Consider the following 24,848-nt stretch of genomic DNA (forward strand, 5'->3'; position numbering starts at 1 on the left):
TTTTCAACCACCTTAGCACCAAACCAGCTATATTTTAACCAGTCGATTGTAACCGAGTTAAATTTTTCGTTGCATTTTTAATTTAAAGCAAGCACACTGATTGAAATACAAACTCATCGTACCAGTCTTAGTTCGTCAACTAGGGAGAATAATAATGTTATATAAAAGCGATTCCTTTGAAGTTAGCTTCCTAAAGGAAAACATCGCCGAGTTTAAGTTTTGTGTTGCAGGTTCTGTAAACACACTATCTCAAAAAACTCTTTCAGATTGCGCAGCAGCATTAAAAGAATTAGCCGCCAATACTGATATCAAAGGCATGATTTTTACCAGTGATAAAGACCACTTTATTATTGGTGCCGATATCTTCGAATTTTTACCTACATTTACTAAACCTGAAGAAGAATTAGTAGTGTGGATCAAAAACGCAACCGACGTTTTTGATGCAATTGAAGATTTACCATTCCCAACTCTAAGCGCTATAAACGGTATGGCACTTGGCGGTGGTTGTGAGTGGGCACTTGCTACCGATTATCGTGTGGCAAGCGAAACAGCTAAAATGGGCCTACCAGAAGTTAAACTTGGCATAATGCCAGGGTTTGGTGGCACAGTGCGCTTACCACGTATCATTGGCGCCGATAACGCGATGATGTGGATTACCTCAGGCGCAGAAAACCGCGCAGCAGATGCCCTTAAAGTAGGTGCGTTTGACGCGGTAGTTAGTGCTGACAAACTTCTAGAGTCAAGTGTATCAACACTTGAACTGGCGATTGCTGGCAAGCTAGATTGGCAAGCAAAACGCAACGTAAAACTACAGCCACTTAAATTAAACCGTGTTGAGCAAGGCATGAGCTTTGCTATGGCAGAAGGTATGGTAATGGGTAAAACCAAAGGCCACTATCCTGCACCGGTTATGGCTGTACGTACTATTAAAGCAGCGGCAAACTGTACTCGCGATGAAGCAATGGCAATCGAAAACGCTAACTTTGCTAAATTAGCACGCACACCAGAAGCAGCTGCACAGACAGGTATATTCCTAGCTGATCAATACATTAAAGGTAAAGCACGTAAATTTGCTAAGCACAGCGATGTAGAAATTAAACAAGCCGCTGTATTAGGTGCTGGTATTATGGGTGGCGGTATTGCATACCAGTCTGCTTATAAAGGCACACCTATTATAATGAAAGACATCCAACAAGATGCGCTTGATTTAGGTATGGGTGAAGCATCTAAGTTATTAGGTGCAAAAGTTAAGCGTGGTCACATGCCAATGGAAAAAATGTTGGCAACACTTAGCAAAATTAAGCCAACACTTAACGAGTCAGACCTACAAAGTGCCAACATCATTGTTGAAGCCGTTGTAGAAAACCCTAAAGTTAAGCAAGCAGTACTCGCTGATCTTGAAAAGAACATGCCAGAAGGCACTGTACTTACTTCAAACACATCGACTATTTGTATTGATTTACTAGCGCAAGCGCTAGATAAGCCAGAAAACTTCTGTGGTATGCACTTTTTCAACCCTGTGCCAAAAATGCCATTAGTAGAAATTATCCGTGGTGCAAAAACCTCAGATAAAACAATTAATGCAGTAGTTGATTACGCGCTTAAATTAGGTAAATCGCCAATTGTTGTTAACGATTGCCCAGGCTTTTTCGTAAACCGTGTTTTATTCCCTTACTTTGCAGGTTTTAGCAAATTAGTGGTTGAAGGCGCTAACTTTGCAAAAGTAGATAAAGTAATGGAAAACGTATTTGGCTGGCCTATGGGTCCGGCTTACCTACTTGATGTTGTAGGTATTGATACAGCGTTCCATTGTACTGGCGTAATGGCTGACGGCTTCCCTGAGCGTATGGCTCGTGCTGATAAAGACCCTGTGACTATTTTTGCCAACGAAAAACGTTTTGGACAAAAGAACAAAGCCGGTTTTTACAAATACGAAACAGATCGTCGCGGTCGTCTTAAAAAGTCTCATGACGAGACAGCAATTGAGCTACTAAGCCCAATCACAGACGCACCAAAAGAATTTGATAAACAAGAAATCATCGACCGTTGTATGATTCCAATGATTAACGAAGTGCTACTGTGTTTGCAAGAAGGCATTGTTGCCTCGCCGCAAGAAGCAGATATGGCATTAGTTTACGGTGTTGGTTTCCCTCCATTTAGAGGCGGCGCGTTCCGTTACTTAGATCAAACTGGTTTAGCTAACTTTGTTGCAGCAGCAGACAAATACGCTCACCTAGGTGCGATTTACCAAGTATCTGAACAAACTCGCAAGTGGGCCGAAGAAGGTCGTGTTTTCTATAAGGTGGAAGGTTAATATCATGAATAATCCAGTAATTGTAGATTGTATCCGCACACCAATGGGTCGCTCTAAAAGTGGTGTATTCAAACATAAACGTGCAGAAGACTTAAGCGCACATTTAATGAAAGGCTTGCTAGATCGCAACCCTGCAGTTGATCCTGCATCAATTGACGATATTTATTGGGGTTGTGTACAGCAAACATTAGAGCAAGGCTTTAACGTAGCACGTAACGCATCATTGCTTGCCGGTATTCCGCACAGCGTTCCTGCTGTTACGGTTAACCGTTTATGTGGCTCTTCTATGCAAGCATTGCATGACGCAGCACGCGCAATAATGACAGGCGCTGGCGACACTTACCTAATTGGTGGTGTTGAGCACATGGGTCACGTACCTATGACTCACGGCAACGACTTTCACCCAGGCTTAGCAACATCAATTGCACAAGCGTCTGGCTCTATGGGCTTAACAGCAGAATACCTTGCAACGCTTCATGGCATTAGCCGTGAGCAACAAGATGAATTTGCTTACCGTTCACATCAACGTGCACAAGCTGCAACTGTTGAAGGCCGCTTCCGTCGCGAAATTTTAGCAATGGAAGGTCACGATGCAGATGGTTCGCTTATCTTAGTTGAAGACGACGAAGTAATTCGCCCAGAAACAACAGTAGAAGGTCTATCAAAGCTTCGCCCAGTATTTAATCCTGCATCAGGTACGGTAACAGCCGGTACTTCTTCAGCACTTTCTGACGGCGCATCTGCAATGTTAGTAATGAGCGAAGAAAAAGCAAAAGAACTTGGTTTACCAATTCGTGCGCGCATTAAAGCAATGGCAGTCGCTGGTTGCGATCCATCAATTATGGGTTACGGCCCAGTACCAGCAAGTAAAAAAGCACTTGCACAAGCCGGTATTACAATTGATGACCTAGGCGTAGTAGAACTTAATGAAGCCTTTGCAGCACAATCATTACCTGTAATGAAAGATTTAGGGTTAATGGATGTTGTTGACGAAAAAGTGAATTTAAATGGCGGCGCAATCGCACTTGGTCACCCACTGGGTTGTTCGGGTTCGCGTATTAGCACATCGCTTATTCACTTAATGGAAGACAAAAATGTACGATACGGTTTAGCAACTATGTGTATTGGTTTAGGCCAAGGCATTGCAACTGTATTTGAACGTGTTCAAGACTAATTAGCTTAAACATGTAAAACCATCTTGGTGATTAAAAAGGCGAACTGATTTTATTCAGTTCGCCTTTTTTATTAGCTTCATTTATAAAAACGTCCCTTTATCAAGCAAGCATGTAACAGCTTAATTATGTGATCGGGCGTATTATTAAATAGGGTATTTTGAAACCGCTAAAAGCATAAAGTAAAATAGTTAAATTACATATAAAATTGCGTTAAACTGCCAAACTTATTAATTGCTATACCTAAGCACTCGCGTACACAGCAATCACTTTAATTAAACAGGCCAATTTATTATGAGCTTTGATAATCCCGATCACCAATTAGATGCTATAGGCCTTCGCTGCCCAGAGCCAGTAATGATGGTACGTGCTGCTATTCGCAAAATGAATGATGGTGAAACGTTATTAATAACTGCTGATGACCCATCAACCACTCGCGACATTCCGAGCTTTTGTACGTTTATGGATCACACGCTGGTGGCTAAAGATGCAGAGGAAGCACCGTATAGATATGTGGTGAAGAAAGGGCTTTAAACTCACGTAGGTTGGGTTGAGTTTTACGAAACCCAACGTATTTAATAACCACCAAAATAGTTTTGTTCGCCACACATGTTGGGTTTCGCTTCACTCTACCCAAACGACTAAACCCCCTTGGTGTTAATGCTGAATAAATCCTACAACGTCCTTGTCACAAATCCATCAACCCACTAGGGCTATTAAATAGCTAAAAATCACTTCTTCGTTATCGTCACTTGTGGCTTATCGTAGTCACTGTAATCAATACTTACTATGTACGTGCCTTTTATTGCTGGTGTGAAACTAAAGTAGTTATAAATAGTATTACAGTCTGCGATAGCTGGCTGGCCGAGTGTTAGTTTTTGCCCTGCTGGTTGTGCATCGCTGTAACCACAGTTGTAGCCTTCACTAAAATCGGCATCAGCTATTTTAAATTCGTACACTTTACCAGGCGTCGAAAATTTAACTTGCGCTTGATAAAGCGCAGGGCCAACTGGCGCAAACTGATACTGGGGCTCTGCATCCCACAGTGTAAAGTCGCCACGTAAGTAAATTGTGCGGTCAAGCTCTTGCTGTGGCAATACATCGTTAATCGAAATTTGGCTTGTACAGGCAGTAAGTAAACCAGCAATTGCTAAGGTTAAAATTCGTTTCATAGAAATCATCAATGGGTATCCTTTGCATACAGTGAAAACTAAAAAGCCAGCAAAACGCTGGCTTTTAAAATTGCTAATCGGTGTTATTTTTGTAAAACAGAAATATCTGCAATACCTAAAAACAATCCGCTTAACTGGCTTAATAGCGCAAGACGATTTTGCTTAACAGCTTCATCGTCGGCCATAACCATTACGTTGTCAAAAAAGTTATCAACACTTTCACGAATACCCGCCAATTGGCTTAATGCTTCTTGGTAGTTTCCATCTGCGTAAAGTGGTGCAAGGTCAGTGGCAAATTTTGCTACTTGTGATGCCAATACTTTTTCGGCGTCGTCGCTTAATAAGCTCTCATCAACACTACCTTGGCTGGTAATGTCGTTTTTAGCCAGAATGTTACCTACACGCTTATTAGCTGCTGCAAGCGCTTCTGCTGCGTCTAATGTACGGAAGTGGCTTACGGCTTTAACACGGCGGTCAAAATCAACAGGTTTAGTCGGACGACGTGCAAGCACTGCTTGAATTACGTCTACTTCAATACCTTCGTCTTGATACCAAGCACGGAAGCGCCCTAGCATAAACTCAAATACGTCAGTTGATACATTTAAGTTAGTTAACTTGTCGCCAAACAATGTTTGCGATTTAGCTACTAGGTCTAAAATATCAAGTGGTAGTTCTTTTTCTACCATGATGCGCAGTGCACCAATAGCAGCACGACGAAGAGCAAATGGGTCTTTGTCACCTTTAGGTGCTTGGCCTATACCAAAAATACCCACCAGCGTGTCAAACTTATCAGCAATCGCTACTGCGCAGCTAATTAAGTTTGTTGGTAAGTTATCCCCTGCAAAGCGTGGCATGTACTGCTCGTTTTGCGCTACGGCTACATCTTCGGCTTCACCATCGTGGCGAGCGTAATGCATTCCCATTACACCTTGCACGTCGGTAAATTCCATAACCATTTCAGTCATTAGGTCAGTTTTACTTAATAAGCCTGCACGCTGTGCTAGGTCTTTATCAGCACCTAATTGCTCAGCAATATAACCTGCAAGTTCACTAATGCGCTCAGACTTATCTTTAAGCGTACCAAGTTGCTTTTGGAACAATACGCTATCAAGCGACTCTAATCGGCTTTCTAGGGTTTTCTTTTTATCTGTTTCAAAGAAGAACTGTGCATCGGCTAAACGCGGGCGCACTACTTTTTCGTTACCAGAGATAACCACACTTGGATCTTTACTTTCGATGTTAGATACAAACAAAAACTTATTTAAAAGTTTGCCGTTTTGATCTAATAACGGGAAATATTTTTGATCGTCTTTCATGGTGTAAATTAACGCTTCGGCTGGTACATCTAAAAATGCTTCTTCAAATGTTGCCGTTAAAGTAACTGGCCACTCTACAAGTGATGTTACTTCTTCTAGTAAATCTTCATCCATTGCAACAACAGCGTTAACTGCGCTTGCAGCCTCTTCTATTTGTGCTCGAATTTGCGCTTTACGTTGCTCGTAATCAGCAATAACGTAAGCAGATTTAAGTACGTCAAAAACGTCATCTGCATGGTTAATGCTAATTTTTTCTGGGTGATGAAAACGATGACCCTGAAGCTGGTTAGTTATTTGCTTACCAAGAATTTCGCCTTCAAGTAACTCATCACCAAATAAAATAGTTACTGTATGCACAGGGCGAATAAATTGTGTTTTATTCGCGCCCCAACGCATTGGTTTAGGGATTGGTAATTTACTTAATGCTTTTGTGATTGCATCTGTCATTAGGGTTTTAGTTTCTTGCCCTGCTACTTTAGCAATGTGCAATAACCAAGCGCCTTTATCGGTTTCAAGTGTTTGTGCGTCTTTTACTTCAATACCACAACCACGTGCCCAACCCATTGCTGCTTTTGTTGGGTTACCTTCGCTGTCAAACGCTGCCTTTGTTGCTGGGCCACGCTTTTCAACTTCTTTGTCTTGTTGCTTAGCTTCAAGCGCTTTTACTTGTAAACCCAAACGACGAGGCGATGCATACCAGCTTACGCCTTGGTGTGCTAATTCTAATGTTTCTAGCTCTTGAGTTAAGTTTGCAGCAAAGGCTTCTGCTAATTTACGCAATGCTTTTGGTGGTAACTCTTCAGTGCCAATTTCTACTAATAAATTTTGTGCTGACATTTTACTTATCCTTACACAGCGGGAAACCAAGCGCTTCACGTTTGTCATAGTAACTTTGTGCACACGCTTTTGATAACGCACGAACGCGTAAAATATAACGCTGACGTTCGGTTACCGAAATTGCGTGGCGTGCGTCTAGTAAGTTAAATGCGTGCGATGCTTTCATTACTTGCTCGTATGCAGGTAGTGGTAAGTTAGCTTCAATTAACTTTTGGCTTTCTGCTTCACACTTATCAAACTGTGCAAATAAGTCTTCTACGTTTGCATGTTCAAAATTATAAGTAGATTGCTCTACTTCATTTTGATGGAACACGTCGCCGTATGTTACGCGCCCTAGTGGACCGTCTGCCCATACTAGGTCGTAAATGCTATCTACGCCTTGAATGTACATTGCTAAACGCTCTAGGCCGTAAGTAATTTCGCCTGTTACTGGTGAGCACTCTAAGCCACCCACTTGTTGAAAGTAGGTAAACTGCGTTACTTCCATGCCGTTTAACCAAATTTCCCATCCCAAGCCCCATGCGCCTAGCGTAGGTGATTCCCAGTTATCTTCTACAAAGCGAACTTCGTGAGTAAGGGTATCAATACCCATTGCCGCTAATGAGCCTAAGTAAAGCTCTTGGATGTTATCTGGTGATGGCTTTAAAACTACTTGGAATTGGTAGTAATGTTGTAGGCGATTTGGGTTTTCACCATAGCGGCCATCCGTAGGACGACGACACGGCTGAACGTACGCGCTCGACATTGGCTCTGGACCAATAGACTTTAAAAATGTTTGCGGGTGAAATGTCCCGGCGCCCACTTCCATATCAAGTGGTTGAATAATGACACAGCCTTGCTGCGCCCAATAATCCTGTAAAGCCAGGATCAAACCTTGAAAGGTTTTTACGTCATATTTTTGCATATTTGGCTTTTTACTATCTAAGAAGTAGCGTGAAAATTACCCTTAGTATACCGTGTGTACACTCAGGTTTTAAGCAGTTTGTGTAATTGAAAAAATAAAAAAGGAGCCATTAGGCTCCTTTTTCGGTGTAAGTAATATTTTTACACGTCTAGATTAACTACGCGTAGAGCGTTAGTTTCGATAAACTCTCTACGAGGCTCTACTTGATCACCCATTAAGGTGGCAAATAATTGATCCGCGCCAACAGCATCTTCAATCGTTACTTGTAACATACGACGAGCACTAGGATCCATTGTTGTTTCCCAAAGCTGGCTTGGGTTCATTTCACCCAGTCCTTTATAGCGTTGAATGTAGATCCCGCGCTTAGATTCTGTGATCAACCATTCCAAAGCATCCACAAAGTTATCAACAGGTTTTGTTTTCTCACCACGTTGAATATAAGCACCTTCTTTTAGGATGTTTGCAATGTTAGTACCAGTCACAGCAATGCGTTGGTAGTCACGTGATGCAATAAAGTCATAATGAAGTACATGTGCTTTATCAACACCGTGCTGACGAATATTCACAACCGGGTAATACATATTACGCTCAGCGTCAAACTCTGTACCCGCATGGAAAATAGTTGCATCTTCATCACGTGCAATCAGGTCATCAACTAACTCTTTTGTCCAAGCAATTACTTTAGCTTCGTCAGAAAGGTCATCAGTTTTCAACTCTGTTTGGTAGATTAAGCGCTCCATTACCGTGTTAGGGTATTTACGCTTTAAACGCTCAATAACTTTAACTGTATTTTGGTAATCGTGAACGACTTTCTCTAGCGCTTCACCTTCTAGCGCAGGAGCATCTGCACTTGGATATAAAGCAGCATTATTAAGCGCAAGCGACGTTAAGTATTCTACTAATGCAGGATCATCTTTAATATAACGCTCTTGCTTACCCTTTTTCACTTTATAAAGTGGTGGTTGAGCAATATAAATATAACCGCGTTCTACAATTTCAGGCATTTGACGATAGAAGAATGTTAGTAGTAACGTACGAATGTGAGAACCATCCACGTCCGCATCGGTCATGATGATGATACGGTGATAACGTAATTTCTCAGGGTTATATTCGTCACGACCAATACCACACCCTAATGCAGTAATTAGTGTTGCTACTTCTTGCGAAGATAACATTTTATCAAAACGTGCTTTTTCTACGTTTAATATTTTCCCTTTAAGCGGAAGAATAGCTTGGTTTTTACGGTTACGTCCCTGCTTGGCTGATCCGCCAGCAGAGTCCCCTTCCACTATATATAGTTCAGATTGGGCTGGGTCTTTTTCTTGGCAATCAGCTAGCTTACCTGGTAAGCCTGCTAAGTCCATTGCACCTTTACGTCGCGTCATTTCACGGGCTTTACGCGCCGCTTCACGAGCACGTGAGGCATCAATAATCTTACCTACAACAATTTTGGCATCAGTTGGGTTTTCTAGTAAAAACTCAGTGAATTTTTCAGCCATTGCTTGTTCAACCGCAGATTTAACTTCACTTGATACTAGCTTGTCTTTAGTTTGTGATGAGAACTTAGGATCAGGAACTTTAACACTAACAACAGCCGTTAAGCCTTCACGGGCATCATCACCGGTAGCATTGCTGGTTGTTTTAGCTTTTTTGTTAAAGCCTTCTTTTTCCATGTAGTTATTAAGTGTACGTGTTAGCGCTGATCTAAAACCGGCTAAGTGAGTACCACCATCACGTTGTGGAATATTATTTGTGAAACAGTAAATGTTTTCTTGGTATGCATCATTCCACTGCATTGATACTTCAACACTAATACCATCTTCTTCACGTTCGTGAGTAAAATGGAACACACCTTTATGTATAGGTGTTTTATTACGGTTTAAGTATTCTACGAAAGCTTGAATACCGCCTTCATATTTAAAGTGGTCAGATTTATTTTCTTCACGCTCATCATTTAAGATGATGCTCACACCTGAGTTTAGGAATGAAAGTTCGCGTAAACGCTTAGCTAAAATGTCGTAATGAAAATCTAAATTTGTGAATGTTTCAGCGCTTGGCCAAAAACGTAATTCTGTACCAGTTGTTTCTGAGTCACCAATTACTGCTAAAGGTGCATCTGGAACACCCATAGTATAAAACTGCTCATGAAGCTTTCCTTCACGACGAACAGTCAGTTTTAGTTTTTCTGAAAGTGCATTTACAACAGAAACACCAACACCGTGTAAGCCACCTGATACTTTATAAGAGTTATCATCAAACTTACCACCGGCATGAAGTACCGTCATAATAACTTCGGCTGCAGATACGCCTTCTTCTTCATGGATAGAAGTTGGGATACCACGACCGTTATCTCGAACTGAGACAGAACCGTCTAAGTGAATCGTTACATAAATATCATCACAATGACCTGCTAAGGCTTCATCGATCGAGTTATCAACGACCTCAAACACCATGTGGTGTAAGCCTGTGCCATCATCGGTGTCCCCAATATACATTCCAGGACGCTTTCTTACTGCGTCTAATCCTTTAAGTACTTTAATACTCGACGAGTCATAATTCTCAGACATGGTTAATCCCACTTATCTTGTTATTAGGTTGCCATGTTTCACGTGGAACATTTGTAGTTCTCGTTGCATGGGTTCCACCACAGCAGAAATACTTTCAGATAAAATTGAAGAGATAAAAATTTGAGAACTGCAGTGAGCAAGTAATTGTCCCACTTTCTCTTTTGTATCTTCGCCTAATTCTGAAGGTAGATCATCTATTAGCAATATAGATTGCTTATCTGTCTCTGACTCAATTAAGCTATTTTGCGTAACTTTCAACGCATACAATAATAGCTTCAATTGACCGCGTGAGAATGTATTCTCCACACTGTTGCCAGCGACACTAAAACTAAAATCGGCCTTATGAGGGCCTTTACTTGTAAACCCTTGGCGAGCATCTCGCTCAAAGTTTTGCTCTAACGCATCTGCAAGAGATTCAGTCTCTTTCCAGCCTGCGCTAAAGGTCATTTCTAAATCACGTACAAGCGTCAATTCTGCACACATTTTATCAAAAAATTGCTGCTTAAACCTACTTATATACGCCAATCTTAATTTATTTATTTCTTCAGCCAGTCTAACAAATTCTTTGTCCCAAAACTTAATTTGGTCAAAATAATTCTTGGGCTTAGTTTTTAATAATGCATTACGTTGTTTAAGTACTTTATTAAATGATTGCCACAAAAAAAAGAACTCATGTTCCACGTGGAACAAACCTAAATCTAAAAACTTTCTGCGCTCTTTAGGTCCACCAAAAAACAAAGAATAACTCTCTGGTGTAATAATTTGTACAGGCATAAGTTGAGCGAGTTCTGATATCTTACGGCTCGCCTTACCTTGAATTTTTAAATTGGTCTCACCCGTTTGCGTTTTACTAATACCAATTGGAATTGATAAATCGTGTATTGTTTTACGCCCGTGAATTACAAATTGCTCTTGCTGGTGCGCAATAATACTTTTGTGTTTTGGAGTACGAAAAGATTTGCCATGAGAAAGGTAATATATAGCCTCTAAAAGGCTGGTTTTTCCGCTGCCATTTTCACCATAAATTATATTAACGCCGTTGACTGGTTCTAGCGTCAGCGCCTCAATATTACGAAAATATTTGAGGCTCAAATGACTTAAGCTCATTATGTATTTATAGTCTTATAAACGCATAGGCATAACAACGTACATTGCTTCTTCATCGCCTGCACCTTCAATTAATGCACTGCTGTTTGAGTCGGCTAATGTAAATAGTACGTCTTCTGTTTTTAATGTGTTTAGTACATCTAATACGTAAGACACGTTGAATCCTATTTCTAGGTCCGCGCCTTCGTAACTTACTTCAACAACTTCTTCAGCTTGTTCTTGCTCTGGGTTATTGGCAGTAATTTTTAATAAACCGTTTGATAGGTTTAAGCGTACACCACGAAATTTTTCATTCGATAAAATAGACACTCGTTGAAACGCATTTCGTAACCATTCTCTGTTAGCTGTAATTACTTTGTCGCCACCACGAGGTAATACACGACGGTAATCAGGAAAGCGTCCATCAACTAGCTTACTTGTAAATGTAAACTCAATATCAATAATACGGATATGGTTAGCACCAAACTGAATTGTTACCAATTCGTCGTCAGCTACCATAAGGCGCATAATTTCTTGCACACCTTTGCGAGGTATAATTAATTGACGTTGAGTGTTAAGCGATTGCGTTAATTGCTTTTGTGCAATAGCTAAACGGTGACCATCTGTTGCTACTGTTTTTATGTCTGTATTATCTACTTCAAAAGACATACCGTTTAAGTAATAACGTACGTCTTGATTCGCCATCGAAAAATGCGTGCTTTCAAGTAACTTACGAAGCTCTAAACGAGTTAGTTGAAATTCAACCTCACCATCCCACTGCTCTAAATTAGGAAAATCATCAGCTGATAAAGTCGTTAATGAAAAACGGCTTTTACCACTGGTTAAAAGTAATTGGTGCTCTTGCAAGCTTAAAGTAATGTCTGAACCGTCTGGTAGACTTTTACAAATATCGAGTAACTTTTTAGCGGGTAACGTTAGTTTTGTATCGGCAATATCATCACCTACAAATACGCCAGAAACTAATTCAATTTCAAGGTCAGTACCCGTCATTGAAAGTTGTCCGTTTTCTACCACTAACAAAACGTTAGATAAGATTGGTAGCGTGTGTTTGCGCTCTATTGCACCCGACACTTGCACCAATGGCTTTAAAAATTGTTGTCTTGATATTGTTATTTGCATAATAAAGTCAGCCCTAAGATGACAATGTTCTTATTAAGTTTTGGTAATCTTCTTTAATTTCGTGGCTTTCGTCACGTAGTGATTTTATCTTACGACATGCGTGTAATACGGTCGTATGATCGCGTCCACCAAATGCGTCACCAATCTCAGGTAAGCTGTGATTAGTTAATTCTTTAGATAATGCCATGGCAACTTGGCGTGGCCTTGCTATAGAGCGGCTGCGGCGCTTAGACAATAGATCTGACACTCGAATTCGGTAGTACTCAGCAACGGTGCGCTGAATATTATCTATCGTAACCAGCTTATCTTGCAAGGCAAGTAAATCGCGTAGTGCTTCTTTTACAAAATCAATCGAAATTGGACGACCTGTAAAATTAGCATTAGCAATTACACGGTTAAGTGCGCCTTCTAGTTCACGTACATTTGAACGTAATTTTTTGGCGATAAAAAAGGCAACTTCATGTGGTAAGTTAATCTTACTTTGCTGTGCTTTTTTCATCAAAATAGCAACGCGAGTTTCAAGCTCTGGTGGCTCAATCGCGATTGTTAATCCCCAACCAAAACGTGATTTAAGACGGTCTTCGACCCCTTCAATCTCTTTTGGATAACGGTCAGAGGTTAAAATAATTTGTTGGTTGCCTTCAAGCAATGCATTAAAGGTATGAAAAAACTCTTCTTGTGAACGCTCTTTATTAGCAAAAAATTGAATATCATCAATCATTAATGCGTCAACACTGCGGTAATAACGCTTAAATTCTTCTATCGCATTATTTTGTAGTGCCTTTACCATGTCTTGAACAAAGCGTTCTGAATGCATGTAAACAATTTTAGCATCTGGCTTGTTTGCCATAATGCCGTTACCTACAGCATGTAATAAGTGAGTTTTACCTAAACCAGTACCACCGTAAATAAATACAGGGTTAAAAGCAGAGCCAGGATTATCGGCAACTTGAGTGGCCGCTGCTTTTGCTAATTGGTTTGACTTACCCTCAACAAAGCTGTCAAAGGTATAGTTTTCTTTAATGTTAGATTTGTAACCTGACTTAGGTGCAGGTTCAACAACAGGCTTTTGCTCACGAGGCTGTTGTTTTGTAGAAGCTTGTGGTGCTGATTGTGTTTCTATAACCGGTGCTGCTTGTGCATTTAATAAAGGCTTACTACCTACATCAAAACGTAGCTTTGGTGCTTCAACACCACAAATTTCTACTAATAATTCGTTAATTCTATTTAGGTACTTTTCTCTTACCCAATCAAGCACAAAGCGATTAGGTGCATAAATCGTCAAGGTATCTTCGGTACTTTCTGCTTGTAGTGGTCTTACCCACATACTGAATTGCTGCGAAGGCAGCTCATCTTGCAATACATATAAACAACTTTGCCAAACCGACAGATACACAGTTAAACTCCCAGAGATATAATTTTTATTCCCGCACATCATTAATGATTATAAATCATACATTTATTGCGTTCAAATGGTCCAATAAGCGACCCAAGACCGCGTATTATGAAGGCACTTTATCCACAAGTAAAAGATTGATTTTTATAAAATTGTTGATATCGATGTATAAAATCATTAACAACCTGATTTAAAACAGTTTTTATTTTAGATCCGAAGAGGAGATCATAACAAAATAACACCAAGATCGCGAACCAAATTTACGATCCAATTTTCTTTTCCCCCGCTTTTATTCACTTTTTATACAGGGGCTGTGGAAAACTTCTTATTTATGATGATCCTATCAGATCGCTCTACATGATCTCTTTATGGACCATAAGTAGGCTATATACTGCGAACGTAATTATGATTGACTTTACGTTACTTACTCTATAATATCTCGCGCTCGCAATGGCACCTATGCCAGGATCGCGACCTGTATAGGATGTTTTAACTTTAACCGATCGGATGAGATTGTTATGAAAAGAACTTTTCAACCTAGCGTTTTAAAACGCAAACGTGCACACGGCTTCCGTGCTCGCATGGCAACTGTAAATGGCCGTAAAGTATTAGCACGTCGCCGCGCTAAAGGCCGCAAAGTTCTTTCTGCTTAATTTATAAGTGGAAGACTTTAGCTTTGGCAGGGAGTTACGTCTGTTAACTCCCTCGCATTACTCTCGCATATTTAATGAACCCGCTCGGGCTGCAACTCCTTTCTTTACTCTATTAGCTAAACCAAATGACCAAGAAAAACCTCGGTTAGGTCTTACTGTTGCTAAAAAACGCGTAAAAAAGGCATGCCAACGAAACCGTATTAAACGTCTCGCTCGCGAAAGTTTTCGTTTAAATCAACACAGCATCGATAATATTGATATTGTGCTTATGGTGAAAAGTGGTATTGATGAACAGTCTAATGAAGAATTAACCAAACAACTTACTAAATTATGGCGAAAAATTAACGAACGCTGTAAACCAGGTGCACCTAAACCGCCACCTTTTAAGAAACGCCCAAACAAATCAGCTAAATCTAATAAACAAACCTAATTGCAATAGAATTGCAGGGTTAATTAATGTATCTTTAGCTCACCTTTTAATCATGCATTTAAAATTTCTAATTGAGTCTTTAAATACATGATATCTATCTCACTAAACTTAAGTAGGGGCATAAACATCATGAGGTTAATTAAACCACTTGTTGCTTTTCCTAAGATTTGTTTAGTGTTATTTATCCGCGGTTATCAAAAGTGGATTAGCCCGCTGTTAGGTCCGCATTGTCGTTTTAATCCAAGCTGCTCACATTATGCAATTCAAGCAATTAATTTGCATGGATTTATAAAAGGTAGTTGGTTAGCTTTAAAACGCATATTAAAATGCCATCCTTTACATTCAGGTGGAGACGACCCCGTACCTGAAAAATTAACCCATATTAACCACCAACACGAGAAATAAGAGCTGTTATGGAATCGCAACGCACGTTTTTATTAATTGGCCTAATGCTAGTGTCGTTTTTATTGTTCCAAGAATGGGATAATGATTACAACAAGCCTAAAGCCGATCCAAGTGCCACAACACAAACACTACAAGCAAATTCACCAGAGTCGGATGATTATATTCCTTCATCGTCAGATTCAGGTTTACCCGCTTCAGCAACTTTAGCTAAACGTTCAGTTATTGAAATCACAACTGACGTTTTTAAAGTTAAAATTGACACCAAAGGCGGTGACATTGTTGAAACAGACCTTCTTCAATACGAAGAAACTAAAGGAAGTGAAACACCTTATATGCTTCTTGGTCAGCTTGATAGTGGCAAACAATACTTTTCACAAAGTGGCTTAATTGGCTTAAATGGCCCTGACGCGTCAGCTAACGGTCGCCCTACTTATAGTACCGAACAAAAATCATATACCTTAACGGGTGATGAGCTTCGCGTTCCACTTCAGTTTACTGATAGTAATGGTGTTAGTTTTACTAAAACATATGTATTCAAAAAAGGTCAGTATGACGTAGGCTTAGAATACAAAATTAACAACACTACCAGCGCACCTCTTCAAGTACAGCTGTACACGCAAATTAAGCGTACCGTACAAGAAAAAGGTAGCATGGTTGATCAAAACTATTTAGGTGCTGCATACGGTACTGACGAAGAACCATACGAAAAGTATAGTTTTTCAGATATGGCTGATAAAAACCTAAACAAAAACACGCAAGGTGGTTATGTTGCATTTATACAACATTACTTTGTAAGTGCTTGGGTTCCAATGCAGGATCAAACAAATACAATTTATAGCTTAATTACAAAAAGTAATGCCGCTATTATTGGTGCTAAAGATCCCGCTGTAAATATTCAAGCTGGTAGTGAGCAAACACTAACTGCTACTTATTATATGGGTCCGAAAGAGTCAGATATTCTTGAAGCAATTCACCCAGACTTAGACTTAACTGTAGATTACGGTTGGTTATGGTTTATTTCGCAACCTTTATTTGTATTGCTAAAATGGCTACATAGCATTTTAGGTAACTGGGGTGTAGCAATTATTGCCATCACTATTATCGTTAAATCGTTAATGTACCCACTTACTAAAGCGCAATACACTTCAATGGCAAAAATGCGTGCCCTACAGCCTAAAATGGCAGCTCTTAAAGAAAAGTTTGGTGACGACCGTCAAAAGTTCGGCCAAGCAACTATGGAAATGTACAAAAAAGAAAAAGTTAACCCAATGGGTGGCTGTTTCCCTATTTTGCTACAAATGCCAATTTTCTTAGCCTTGTTCTACGTATTCTTAGAGTCAACTGAACTTCGCCATGCTGAATTTATTTTTTGGTTAACAGACCTTTCTGCACAAGACCCGTACTACGTATTACCAATCTTATTTGGTGCGAGTATGTTTGTGACGCAAAAACTTCAGCCTATGACGGTAACTGATCCAATGCAGCAAAAAATGATGACCTTTATGCCGGTTATCTTCTCTGTATTCTTCTTATGGTTCCCATCGGGTTTAGTTCTTTACTGGTTAGTGTCTAACCTTATTTCTATTGTCCAGATGTTAATCATCTACCGTGGCATGGAAAAGAAAGGAATTAAAGTAAGAGGCTAACCAAGCTCCTACTTATATAAAGGCGACTTCGGTCGCCTTTTTTATTGCCTGTTTTTCACCAGAGTATTCGCGAGTGTTTATTTCATAGGTTACAATACCGCCATAAAGTTACTCATCGTTGGCAAATTAATAGCATGATCAATCAAGATACAATTGCAGCACAAGCAACTGCCCCCGGACGTGGTGGTGTTGGTATTATTCGCGTTTCAGGTAGCCTTGCTAAAAGTGTCGCCGAAAAAGTAGTAGGTAAAATTCCTAAAGTTCGCTACGCCGATTACGTGCCATTTAAAAGCCTAGCTGGCGAGCAACTTGACCAAGGTATTGCCATTTACTTTGCAGGTCCTAACTCATTTACTGGTGAAGACGTACTTGAATTACAAGGCCACGGCGGTCCTGTAGTACTTGATATGCTACTTAAAGAAATTAGTAAAATAGAGGGCGTTCGTTTAGCAAAGCCTGGTGAGTTTTCTGAGCGCGCATTTATGAATGACAAGCTTGATTTAACTCAAGCAGAGGCCATCGCAGACTTAATTAATGCTACGAGCGAACAAGCTGCCAAAAGCGCCCTACAGTCTCTCCAAGGTGAATTTTCTAAACACATAGAAACGCTTGTAGAAAAAGTAATTCACTTACGTATGTATGTAGAAGCGGCAATAGATTTTCCTGATGAAGAAATTGATTTTTTATCAGACGGTAAGGTATCAGGCGACTTAGATGCCATTATTACCCAGCTTAATACCGTAACTAATCAAGCAAAACAAGGCAGCATCATGCGCGAAGGTATGCGTGTTGTTATTGCTGGTCGCCCAAATGCCGGTAAATCAAGCCTACTTAACGCCCTAGCCGGTCGTGAAGCTGCAATCGTAACAGAAATAGCCGGTACCACTCGCGACGTACTACGAGAGCATATACATATAGATGGTATGCCACTGCATATTATAGATACCGCAGGCCTACGAGAGAGCCCTGACCGCGTAGAACAAATAGGTATTGAACGGGCGTGGGATGAAATAAACCAAGCCGATCGCGTTTTATTTATGCTTGATGGCACTGACACTATAGATACTGACCCGCATAAAATTTGGCCTGAATTTATGGCCAAATTACCAGAAGGTATGGGGGTTACGGTCATCAGAAATAAAGCTGATTTATCGGGTGATATAGTCGGAATGGAGCAAGAGCAACAATACCCGGTCATCAGCTTAAGTGCTAAAAATGCTGACGGTATTGAACTTGTTCGCGAGCATTTAAAAGCCTGTATAGGCTTTCAAGGCGCAACAGAGGGTGGCTTTATGGCGCGCCGTCGTCATTTGGATGCACTAGAGAGTGCTGCGTATCATTTAGAAACAGGTAAAACACAATTAGAAATGCACATTGCTGGTGAAATATTGGCTGAAGAACTACGTTTAACACAGCAGTATTTAAACGAAATAACCGGTGAATTTACCTCAGACGACTTACTTGGCAAGATATTTAGCTCATTTTGTATTGGTAAATAAGCACCTTATTACAGATATATGTTTATTATAAGAGCACTTAGGTGCTCTTTTTTATGTAAAATATTCACTATAAAATATGTATTTATACCGTCAATCCCAGCCAGTTCTGCCAATAAAATCATACCCAAAGCGATAATTATTACCAGCCAGATCATGTAGATTAGACAGTGAAAAGAGCCTTTAAGTAAGGTATTAATAGCGCAAGTAACACCCATTTTAAGGTCAAAACCGATACATATTTCAAACAAAAATACGTTTTAAAATCGTTATCCTCCACACAAAAGTTAGTTATAAATAGCTTTTTTATAATTACCTAGCTCATAAAAACTAATGTTATTTGCTCAATTTAAGAGCTAAAACGTGACGATAAACACTCTAAATAATCAACTTTATACAACATATGGACAGACGATCAATGCGGCTTTTTAATAAAAATGACTCGAGATTTGAGTGCATCAAACTTTTGATCTACTAATCCACCAGCAAAATACATAAAAAAAGCAGCTATAAATACGCATTAAATTAAATATATTGAGATCACTTATCCACAAAACCTAATTTTTAGCTCAAATAAATAGTAAATTGAGCCACCTCGCAGAGAAAAACCTAATGATCTATTAAAAATTATCTGTTTATAAGCTTATTTTTAATTAATTTCGTTAGATCAGCTCAATTAGATCATTTAATAAAATTATTTTCGATCTAAATTTAAGGTTATCAACAACCTTTATATCCACATTATGATCACTTTGTGCTTTTTATGCCTAGATTTACAATTAAGTCTTTCACTAAATAGTAATATCAATAACTTAGCGATTATTAAACAACCTAAAAGGTGTGTTTAAACAGAGCTTTCCCCACTGTTATCAACAACTTGATCAGAAGATTACATTTAAAGATATTTTGTTAAGCCTTATAATATCAACAACTTAAGGAGGCACTTTCAAATAAGAGTAAAATTAGCACAAAAATAGTTATACAAAAAAGCACTCTTAACTTTACTGTTACTCACACTCAGTTATCATAGGCAGCAATTAAAACCAATGTGATCACTAATATTCATGAGTTCAGTAAATCTTATTGTTGGCAGCCAAATGGGATCAGCCGAGTATGTTGCAGAGCAACTAAGCGACGCGCTTAATAACCTTGGTATTACTACACAACTACATGATCAACCTGAATTTAGCGATATAGATCAGCAAAATACTATTTGGTTAATTTGCACATCTACTTATGGTGCAGGTGATTATCCTGAAAACTTTATTAGCTTTGTTGAAGATGTGACTCAAGCTAATGATTTATCAGAATTAAAATACTCAGTAATCGCTTTAGGTGATACCAGTTATGACACTTACAACCAAGCTGGACGTAATATAGATGCCTTATTATCTCAAAAAGGCGCTATAAAAGTAGCAGAACGCTTAGAGCTTAATATTCTCGATGAAGCACTACCAGAAGACACAGCATTAGCATGGTTAGACTCTTGGATAACCAAAACAGGCTTAAAATAGATAGATCAAGTAAAAAGTTATATATAAAGTTACCCACAATTTACTAATAATTTAATAGATTTTGTGGATAAAGATTGAATAAACTGCTTTTTAAAGCATGCTTATCCATGGGATAAGATCCAACTGATTCAGCCCTGTGCATAAGGTGCCTTTTTGATCAGAGCTTATTTGCGGGATGATCCGATCATATTAACACCTTTAGATCTGATCTAATTTCATGTTTTAAATGAAGATCTAAACCTTATCAACAGAAAAGCTGATCAGTAGTAGTAATAGTAATAAAAGATCTCTTTAAAAGATCCTTTATATTATTAGAGATCACATACTTAGATCTTGCTCTATGTTTAATCATTTATCTTCTGCCAATTTCTAGGTAGAATACGCTCCCTTTTGAAGTTTACCGGTTTGATTTAAGTAGGATCCCATTAATGATTTTTCACGAAAATTTTGACGTTATCGTAGTAGGTGGTGGACATGCTGGCACTGAAGCCGCATTAGCAGCTGCCCGTATGGGGATGAATACCCTGCTACTGACTCACAATATGGATACCCTTGGTCAAATGTCTTGTAACCCAGCGATTGGTGGGATTGGCAAAGGTCATTTGGTAAAAGAAATTGATGCGCTTGGCGGTGCAATGGCACAGGCCATTGACAAAGGTGGGATCCAATTTCGCACACTAAACTCTTCAAAAGGACCTGCTGTTCGTGCAACTCGAGCACAAGCAGATCGCGCTTTGTACAAAGCAGCTATTCAAACAACATTACAAAATCAAGATAACCTTAAGATTTTTCAACAATCATGTGATGATCTTATTGTTGAAAACGATCGTGTTACTGGCGTAGTAACTCAAATGGGTTTACGTTTTAGTGCTCCAAGTGTTGTTTTAACCGTGGGTACTTTTTTAGGTGGCCAAATACACATTGGTTTAGAAAATTACAAAGGCGGTCGTGCTGGTGATCCACCATCAATTGCATTGGCTGAACGTTTACGCGAACACCCTTTTAGAGTGGATCGTTTAAAAACAGGTACTCCGCCACGTATTGATGCACGTACTGTTGATTTTACAAAAATGGAAGCACAGCCTGGTGATATGCCAACACCTGTATTTTCATTTATGGGTAAACAATCAGATCACCCACAACAAATACCGTGTTACATCACTTACACCAACGAAAAAACACATGATGTTATTCGTAAAAACCTACATCGCTCACCTATGTACTCAGGTGTTATTGAAGGTATTGGTCCACGCTACTGCCCATCAATTGAAGATAAAATTGTACGTTTTGCGGATAAAGATAAGCACCAAATATTTGTTGAACCTGAAGGCTTAACATCATACGAATTATATCCAAATGGTATTTCTACTAGTTTACCGTTTGATGTACAACTTGAGATTGTGCAATCTATTTCTGGTTTTGAAAATGCACATATTTGTCGACCAGGCTATGCAATAGAATATGACTACTTTGATCCACGTGATTTAAAACAGTCTTTAGAAACAAAATTTATCGAAGGCTTATTTTTCGCGGGTCAAATTAACGGCACTACCGGTTATGAAGAAGCGGGTGCACAAGGCTTAATCGCAGGTATGAATGCTGCGTTAAAAGTGCAAGGTAAAGATTCTTGGACGCCACGTCGCGATGAAGCTTACGTGGGTGTATTAATCGACGACTTAGCAACACTGGGTACGAAAGAACCGTACCGCATGTTTACTAGCCGTGCCGAATACCGTTTACTACTTCGTGAAGATAATGCAGATATTCGCTTAACTGAAAAAGGCCGTGAGCTGGGTTTAGTTAATGACGAACGTTGGCAGGCATTTAACGAAAAAATGGAAGTAATCGAAAAAGAGAAGCAACGCATTAAAGATACGTGGATTCATAAAGATCACGTTGTTGTTGATCAAGTAAATGCATTACTAAAAACACCATTAACTCGTGAAGCAAGTTTAGAAGAATTACTTCGTCGTCCAGAGATTCGTTATAACGATCTTATGGCTATTGACGGTTTAGGATCTGAATTTACAAACGTAGCAGCACTTGAACAAGTTGAGATCCATACTAAGTACGCAGGCTATATTGCGCGTCAACAAGATGAGATCAATAAGCAGCTTCGTCATGAGCAAACAATTTTACCAAAAGAGTTTGATTACAAAACTGTATCAGGTTTATCAAATGAGGTTGTTGCTAAGCTTATTGAGTCACGTCCAGACACTATTGGCCAAGCATCGCGTATTTCTGGTATCACCCCAGCGGCGATTTCGCTATTATTAGTGTATCTGAAGAAGCAAGGCTTATTACGCAAATCTGCGTAACGATAAGGGTACATAGTGTTACAGCAACAATTAACTACATTGTTAGCGCAAACTGATATTGCGCTAACGGAAAAACAACAGCAACAGCTAATTCGTTACGTCGAGTTATTAGATAAGTGGAATAAAGCTTATAATTTAACTTCGGTACGCTTACCTGAAGAAATGATGATTAAGCATATTATGGATAGTTTAGTTGTTGCACCTCACTTACCCGGTCATCATTATATTGATGTTGGCACAGGGCCTGGCCTTCCGGGCATTGTATTAGCGATTGCATTACCTAACACACAATTTGTGTTACTAGATAGTCTAGGTAAACGCGTTCGCTTTTTAATGCATGTTAAACATGAGCTTGGCCTTGATAACGTAACACCTGTTCAGTCAAGAGTTGAAGAATATCAGCCAAGTGTTAAATTAGATGGCGTACTCAGTCGTGCATTTGCTTCATTACAAGATATGGTTGACTGGTGTTCGCACTTAATTGATCATTCGGGTAAATTTATAGCGCTTAAAGGTGTGTTCCCTAGTGAAGAGCTAGAGTCATTACCTACTGGCGTTAAGTTTGAGCAAAAAATTGCATTAGAAGTACCTAAGTTAGATGCACAACGACATTTAATTATTCTTTCTAAAGACTAGGGATCAGAGACACTGTGGCAAAAGTCATCGCATTAGCAAATCAAAAAGGTGGAGTGGGTAAAACTACAACCGCTGTAAACCTCGCTGCGTCTATGGCTGCAACGAAACGTAAAGTGCTGTTAATTGATCTCGATCCGCAAGGCAATGCGACTATGGGAAGTGGCGTAGATAAGTACGGCGACGTACCAACTATTTACGACTTACTCATTGAAGATAAACCTATAGAAGACGTTATTATCAAAGAAACGTCTGGCGAATACCATATGATTGCTGCAAACGGTGATGTAACCGCTGCAGAAGTTAAACTTATGGAATTATTTGCCCGTGAAGTGCGTTTACGTAACGCACTTGAAAAAATTCAGGATCAGTACGAATTTATTTTTATCGACTGTCCACCCTCTTTAAATATGTTAACTGTTAACGCAATGGCCGCAGCTGATTCTATTTTAGTGCCAATGCAGTGTGAGTATTATGCACTTGAAGGGTTAACCGCATTAATGGATACGATTACGCAGCTTGCTAAGTTAGTAAACCCTAGCTTACAAATTGAAGGCATACTTCGTACTATGTACGATCCGCGTAACCGTTTAGCGAATGACGTATCAGAACAATTAAAACAACATTTTGGCGACAAAGTATACCGTACGGTGATCCCGCGTAATGTTCGTTTAGCAGAGGCACCTAGTTTTGGTACACCTGCTATGTATTATGACCGGGCATCAAGTGGCGCTAAAGCATATTTAGCACTCGCTGGTGAAATGTTACGTAGAAAAGAAAAAACAGCGTCCGTTGTCGCCTAACTTTGAGGTAAAAAAATAACATGTCTGCTAAAAAACGAGGTTTAGGCCGAGGACTCGATGCACTTTTAAGTTCGTCAAAGCCTACACCGAGCGCAAGCAAGGAAAAAGACACATCAAACGTGACTGAAGCTGTAAAAAATGCGGCTGGGCCAAATAACAGTGAATTACAAAAACTCCCAATCGAGTTTTTACACTCTGGTAAATATCAACCTCGTAAAGACATGTCCGAAGAGGCACTAGAAGAGCTTGCTAGTTCTATTCGCTCACAAGGTATTATTCAACCTATAGTCGTGCGCCCTATTGCACAAAATAGTTTTGAAATTATCGCCGGTGAGCGTCGTTGGCGTGCAGCGCAAATAGCTAAGCTTGAAACAGTACCTTGTATTATTAAAGACGTACCAGATGAAGCTGCAGTTGCTATTGCGCTAATAGAAAATATTCAACGTGAAGACTTAAATGCCATGGAAGAAGCGGTTGCGTTAAATCGCTTACTCAATGAGTTTGAACTAACACATCAACAAGTAGCAGATGCGGTGGGTAAATCACGCACTACAGTAACTAACTTACTTCGTTTAAATAATTTAAACAGTGATGTAAAAATTCTGTTAGAACATGGCGACATTGAAATGGGGCACGCTCGTTGTTTATTAGCCCTTGAGGGAGAAGCACAATCAGATGCTGCTCGTTTAGCTGTTGCTAAAGCATTAACCGTTCGTGAAACCGAAAAGTTAGTTCGTTCAATTTTAGAACCCGTGCCAGCTAAAGAAATAGCTGAAAAAGATCCAGATGTTAAACAGTTAGAGCAACAACTCGCTGAAAACCTAGGTGCCAAAGTAGAAATAAATTACAACAAAAAAGGCAAAGGTAAGCTTGTTATTTCTTATACTAATTTGGACGAACTTGACGGCATTTTAAATCGCATTAATCAAGACAATACCCACCATTAGTTTTCTACATGTCTAAAAAGGGACATTTGTAGCTATTTCGTGTTACAAAGCGTCTACTCAAGTTGCAAAACTGGCAGGATTAAGTATAATTTCGCCAGT

20 protein-coding genes are annotated in these 24,848 nt (G+C 39.6%); 13 read left to right on the plus strand and 7 right to left on the minus strand.

Annotated elements, in window-relative coordinates; genetic code table 11:
• The first annotated feature begins 154 nt into the window (after positions 1 to 154).
• The 3 genes from fadB (at position 155) to tusA (ending at position 4,020) form a co-directional block, all read left to right on the plus strand.
• Positions 155 to 2,314: a fatty acid oxidation complex subunit alpha FadB gene (gene fadB, locus H5118_RS18260; protein ID WP_138489862.1), complete on the plus strand. Its 2,160-nt coding sequence runs from the start codon at positions 155 to 157 to the stop codon at positions 2,312 to 2,314.
• A 4-nt stretch (positions 2,315 to 2,318) separates the two neighbouring features.
• Positions 2,319 to 3,488 carry an acetyl-CoA C-acyltransferase FadA gene (fadA, locus tag H5118_RS18265; RefSeq protein WP_024597185.1) on the plus strand — a complete coding sequence of 390 codons (1,170 nt, stop codon included), beginning with the start codon at positions 2,319 to 2,321 and terminating at the stop codon, positions 3,486 to 3,488.
• A 292-nt stretch (positions 3,489 to 3,780) separates the two neighbouring features.
• Entirely contained in the window at positions 3,781 to 4,020 is a 240-nt protein-coding gene (tusA, locus tag H5118_RS18270) for a sulfurtransferase TusA (RefSeq protein WP_004335190.1), read from the plus strand.
• Between the two features lie 197 nt (positions 4,021 to 4,217).
• Here the strand turns inward: tusA and H5118_RS18275 are convergent, their stop codons facing one another.
• The 7 genes from H5118_RS18275 to dnaA all read right to left on the minus strand — a co-directional run bounded on the left by H5118_RS18275 (position 4,218) and on the right by dnaA (position 13,904).
• The gene (locus H5118_RS18275) at positions 4,218 to 4,667 is read right to left on the minus strand and encodes a hypothetical protein (RefSeq protein WP_004335197.1); all 450 of its coding nucleotides are present in this window, start codon (positions 4,665 to 4,667) and stop codon (positions 4,218 to 4,220) included.
• A 74-nt stretch (positions 4,668 to 4,741) separates the two neighbouring features.
• Positions 4,742 to 6,811, minus strand: coding sequence for a glycine--tRNA ligase subunit beta (gene glyS, locus H5118_RS18280; protein ID WP_024597184.1), 2,070 nt, complete (start codon positions 6,809 to 6,811; stop codon positions 4,742 to 4,744).
• A gap of 1 nt (position 6,812) precedes the next feature.
• Entirely contained in the window at positions 6,813 to 7,715 is a 903-nt protein-coding gene (gene glyQ, locus H5118_RS18285) for a glycine--tRNA ligase subunit alpha (RefSeq protein WP_004335201.1), read from the minus strand.
• Between the two features lie 140 nt (positions 7,716 to 7,855).
• On the minus strand, positions 7,856 to 10,282 hold the full coding sequence (gene gyrB, locus H5118_RS18290; RefSeq protein ID WP_182738746.1) for a DNA topoisomerase (ATP-hydrolyzing) subunit B: 2,427 nt from the start codon (positions 10,280 to 10,282) through the stop codon (positions 7,856 to 7,858).
• A gap of 12 nt (positions 10,283 to 10,294) precedes the next feature.
• Complete coding sequence (recF, locus tag H5118_RS18295) at positions 10,295 to 11,389, minus strand: DNA replication/repair protein RecF (protein WP_024597182.1); 1,095 nt, start codon at positions 11,387 to 11,389, stop codon at positions 10,295 to 10,297.
• Between the two features lie 15 nt (positions 11,390 to 11,404).
• Entirely contained in the window at positions 11,405 to 12,508 is a 1,104-nt protein-coding gene (gene dnaN, locus H5118_RS18300; protein WP_004335206.1) for a DNA polymerase III subunit beta, read from the minus strand.
• A gap of 13 nt (positions 12,509 to 12,521) precedes the next feature.
• Positions 12,522 to 13,904: a chromosomal replication initiator protein DnaA gene (dnaA, locus tag H5118_RS18305; protein WP_004335207.1), complete on the minus strand. Its 1,383-nt coding sequence runs from the start codon at positions 13,902 to 13,904 to the stop codon at positions 12,522 to 12,524.
• Positions 13,905 to 14,422: 518 nt separating this feature from the next.
• Here dnaA and rpmH point away from each other — a divergent pair.
• From rpmH to H5118_RS18355, 10 genes are all read left to right on the plus strand, one after another.
• Positions 14,423 to 14,557 (plus strand): 50S ribosomal protein L34, encoded by a 135-nt coding sequence (gene rpmH / locus H5118_RS18310; RefSeq protein WP_004335215.1) that lies wholly within the window; start codon positions 14,423 to 14,425, stop codon positions 14,555 to 14,557.
• Positions 14,558 to 14,564: 7 nt separating this feature from the next.
• Complete coding sequence (rnpA, locus tag H5118_RS18315; protein WP_004335217.1) at positions 14,565 to 14,987, plus strand: ribonuclease P protein component; 423 nt, start codon at positions 14,565 to 14,567, stop codon at positions 14,985 to 14,987.
• Between the two features lie 129 nt (positions 14,988 to 15,116).
• On the plus strand, positions 15,117 to 15,392 hold the full coding sequence (gene yidD, locus H5118_RS18320) for a membrane protein insertion efficiency factor YidD (RefSeq protein WP_004335219.1): 276 nt from the start codon (positions 15,117 to 15,119) through the stop codon (positions 15,390 to 15,392).
• An 8-nt stretch (positions 15,393 to 15,400) separates the two neighbouring features.
• Positions 15,401 to 17,038 carry a membrane protein insertase YidC gene (gene yidC / locus H5118_RS18325; protein WP_024597181.1) on the plus strand — a complete coding sequence of 546 codons (1,638 nt, stop codon included), beginning with the start codon at positions 15,401 to 15,403 and terminating at the stop codon, positions 17,036 to 17,038.
• Positions 17,039 to 17,172: 134 nt separating this feature from the next.
• Positions 17,173 to 18,537: a tRNA uridine-5-carboxymethylaminomethyl(34) synthesis GTPase MnmE gene (gene mnmE, locus H5118_RS18330; RefSeq protein ID WP_007584209.1), complete on the plus strand. Its 1,365-nt coding sequence runs from the start codon at positions 17,173 to 17,175 to the stop codon at positions 18,535 to 18,537.
• A gap of 1,061 nt (positions 18,538 to 19,598) precedes the next feature.
• Complete coding sequence (gene mioC / locus H5118_RS18335; RefSeq protein WP_024604761.1) at positions 19,599 to 20,048, plus strand: FMN-binding protein MioC; 450 nt, start codon at positions 19,599 to 19,601, stop codon at positions 20,046 to 20,048.
• Positions 20,049 to 20,476: 428 nt separating this feature from the next.
• Positions 20,477 to 22,366, plus strand: a complete 1,890-nt coding sequence (gene mnmG / locus H5118_RS18340) for a tRNA uridine-5-carboxymethylaminomethyl(34) synthesis enzyme MnmG (RefSeq protein WP_004335230.1) — start codon at positions 20,477 to 20,479, stop codon at positions 22,364 to 22,366.
• Between the two features lie 15 nt (positions 22,367 to 22,381).
• Positions 22,382 to 23,002 carry a 16S rRNA (guanine(527)-N(7))-methyltransferase RsmG gene (rsmG, locus tag H5118_RS18345; RefSeq protein ID WP_182749648.1) on the plus strand — a complete coding sequence of 207 codons (621 nt, stop codon included), beginning with the start codon at positions 22,382 to 22,384 and terminating at the stop codon, positions 23,000 to 23,002.
• A 14-nt stretch (positions 23,003 to 23,016) separates the two neighbouring features.
• Positions 23,017 to 23,802 (plus strand): ParA family protein, encoded by a 786-nt coding sequence (locus H5118_RS18350; protein WP_004335235.1) that lies wholly within the window; start codon positions 23,017 to 23,019, stop codon positions 23,800 to 23,802.
• Positions 23,803 to 23,822: 20 nt separating this feature from the next.
• On the plus strand, positions 23,823 to 24,749 hold the full coding sequence (locus H5118_RS18355; RefSeq protein ID WP_182749649.1) for a ParB/RepB/Spo0J family partition protein: 927 nt from the start codon (positions 23,823 to 23,825) through the stop codon (positions 24,747 to 24,749).
• Positions 24,750 to 24,848 lie beyond the last annotated feature (99 nt).

Source organism: Pseudoalteromonas sp. SR41-1, from assembly GCF_014164015.1.
Classification (GTDB): Bacteria; Pseudomonadota; Gammaproteobacteria; order Enterobacterales; family Alteromonadaceae; genus Pseudoalteromonas; species Pseudoalteromonas distincta.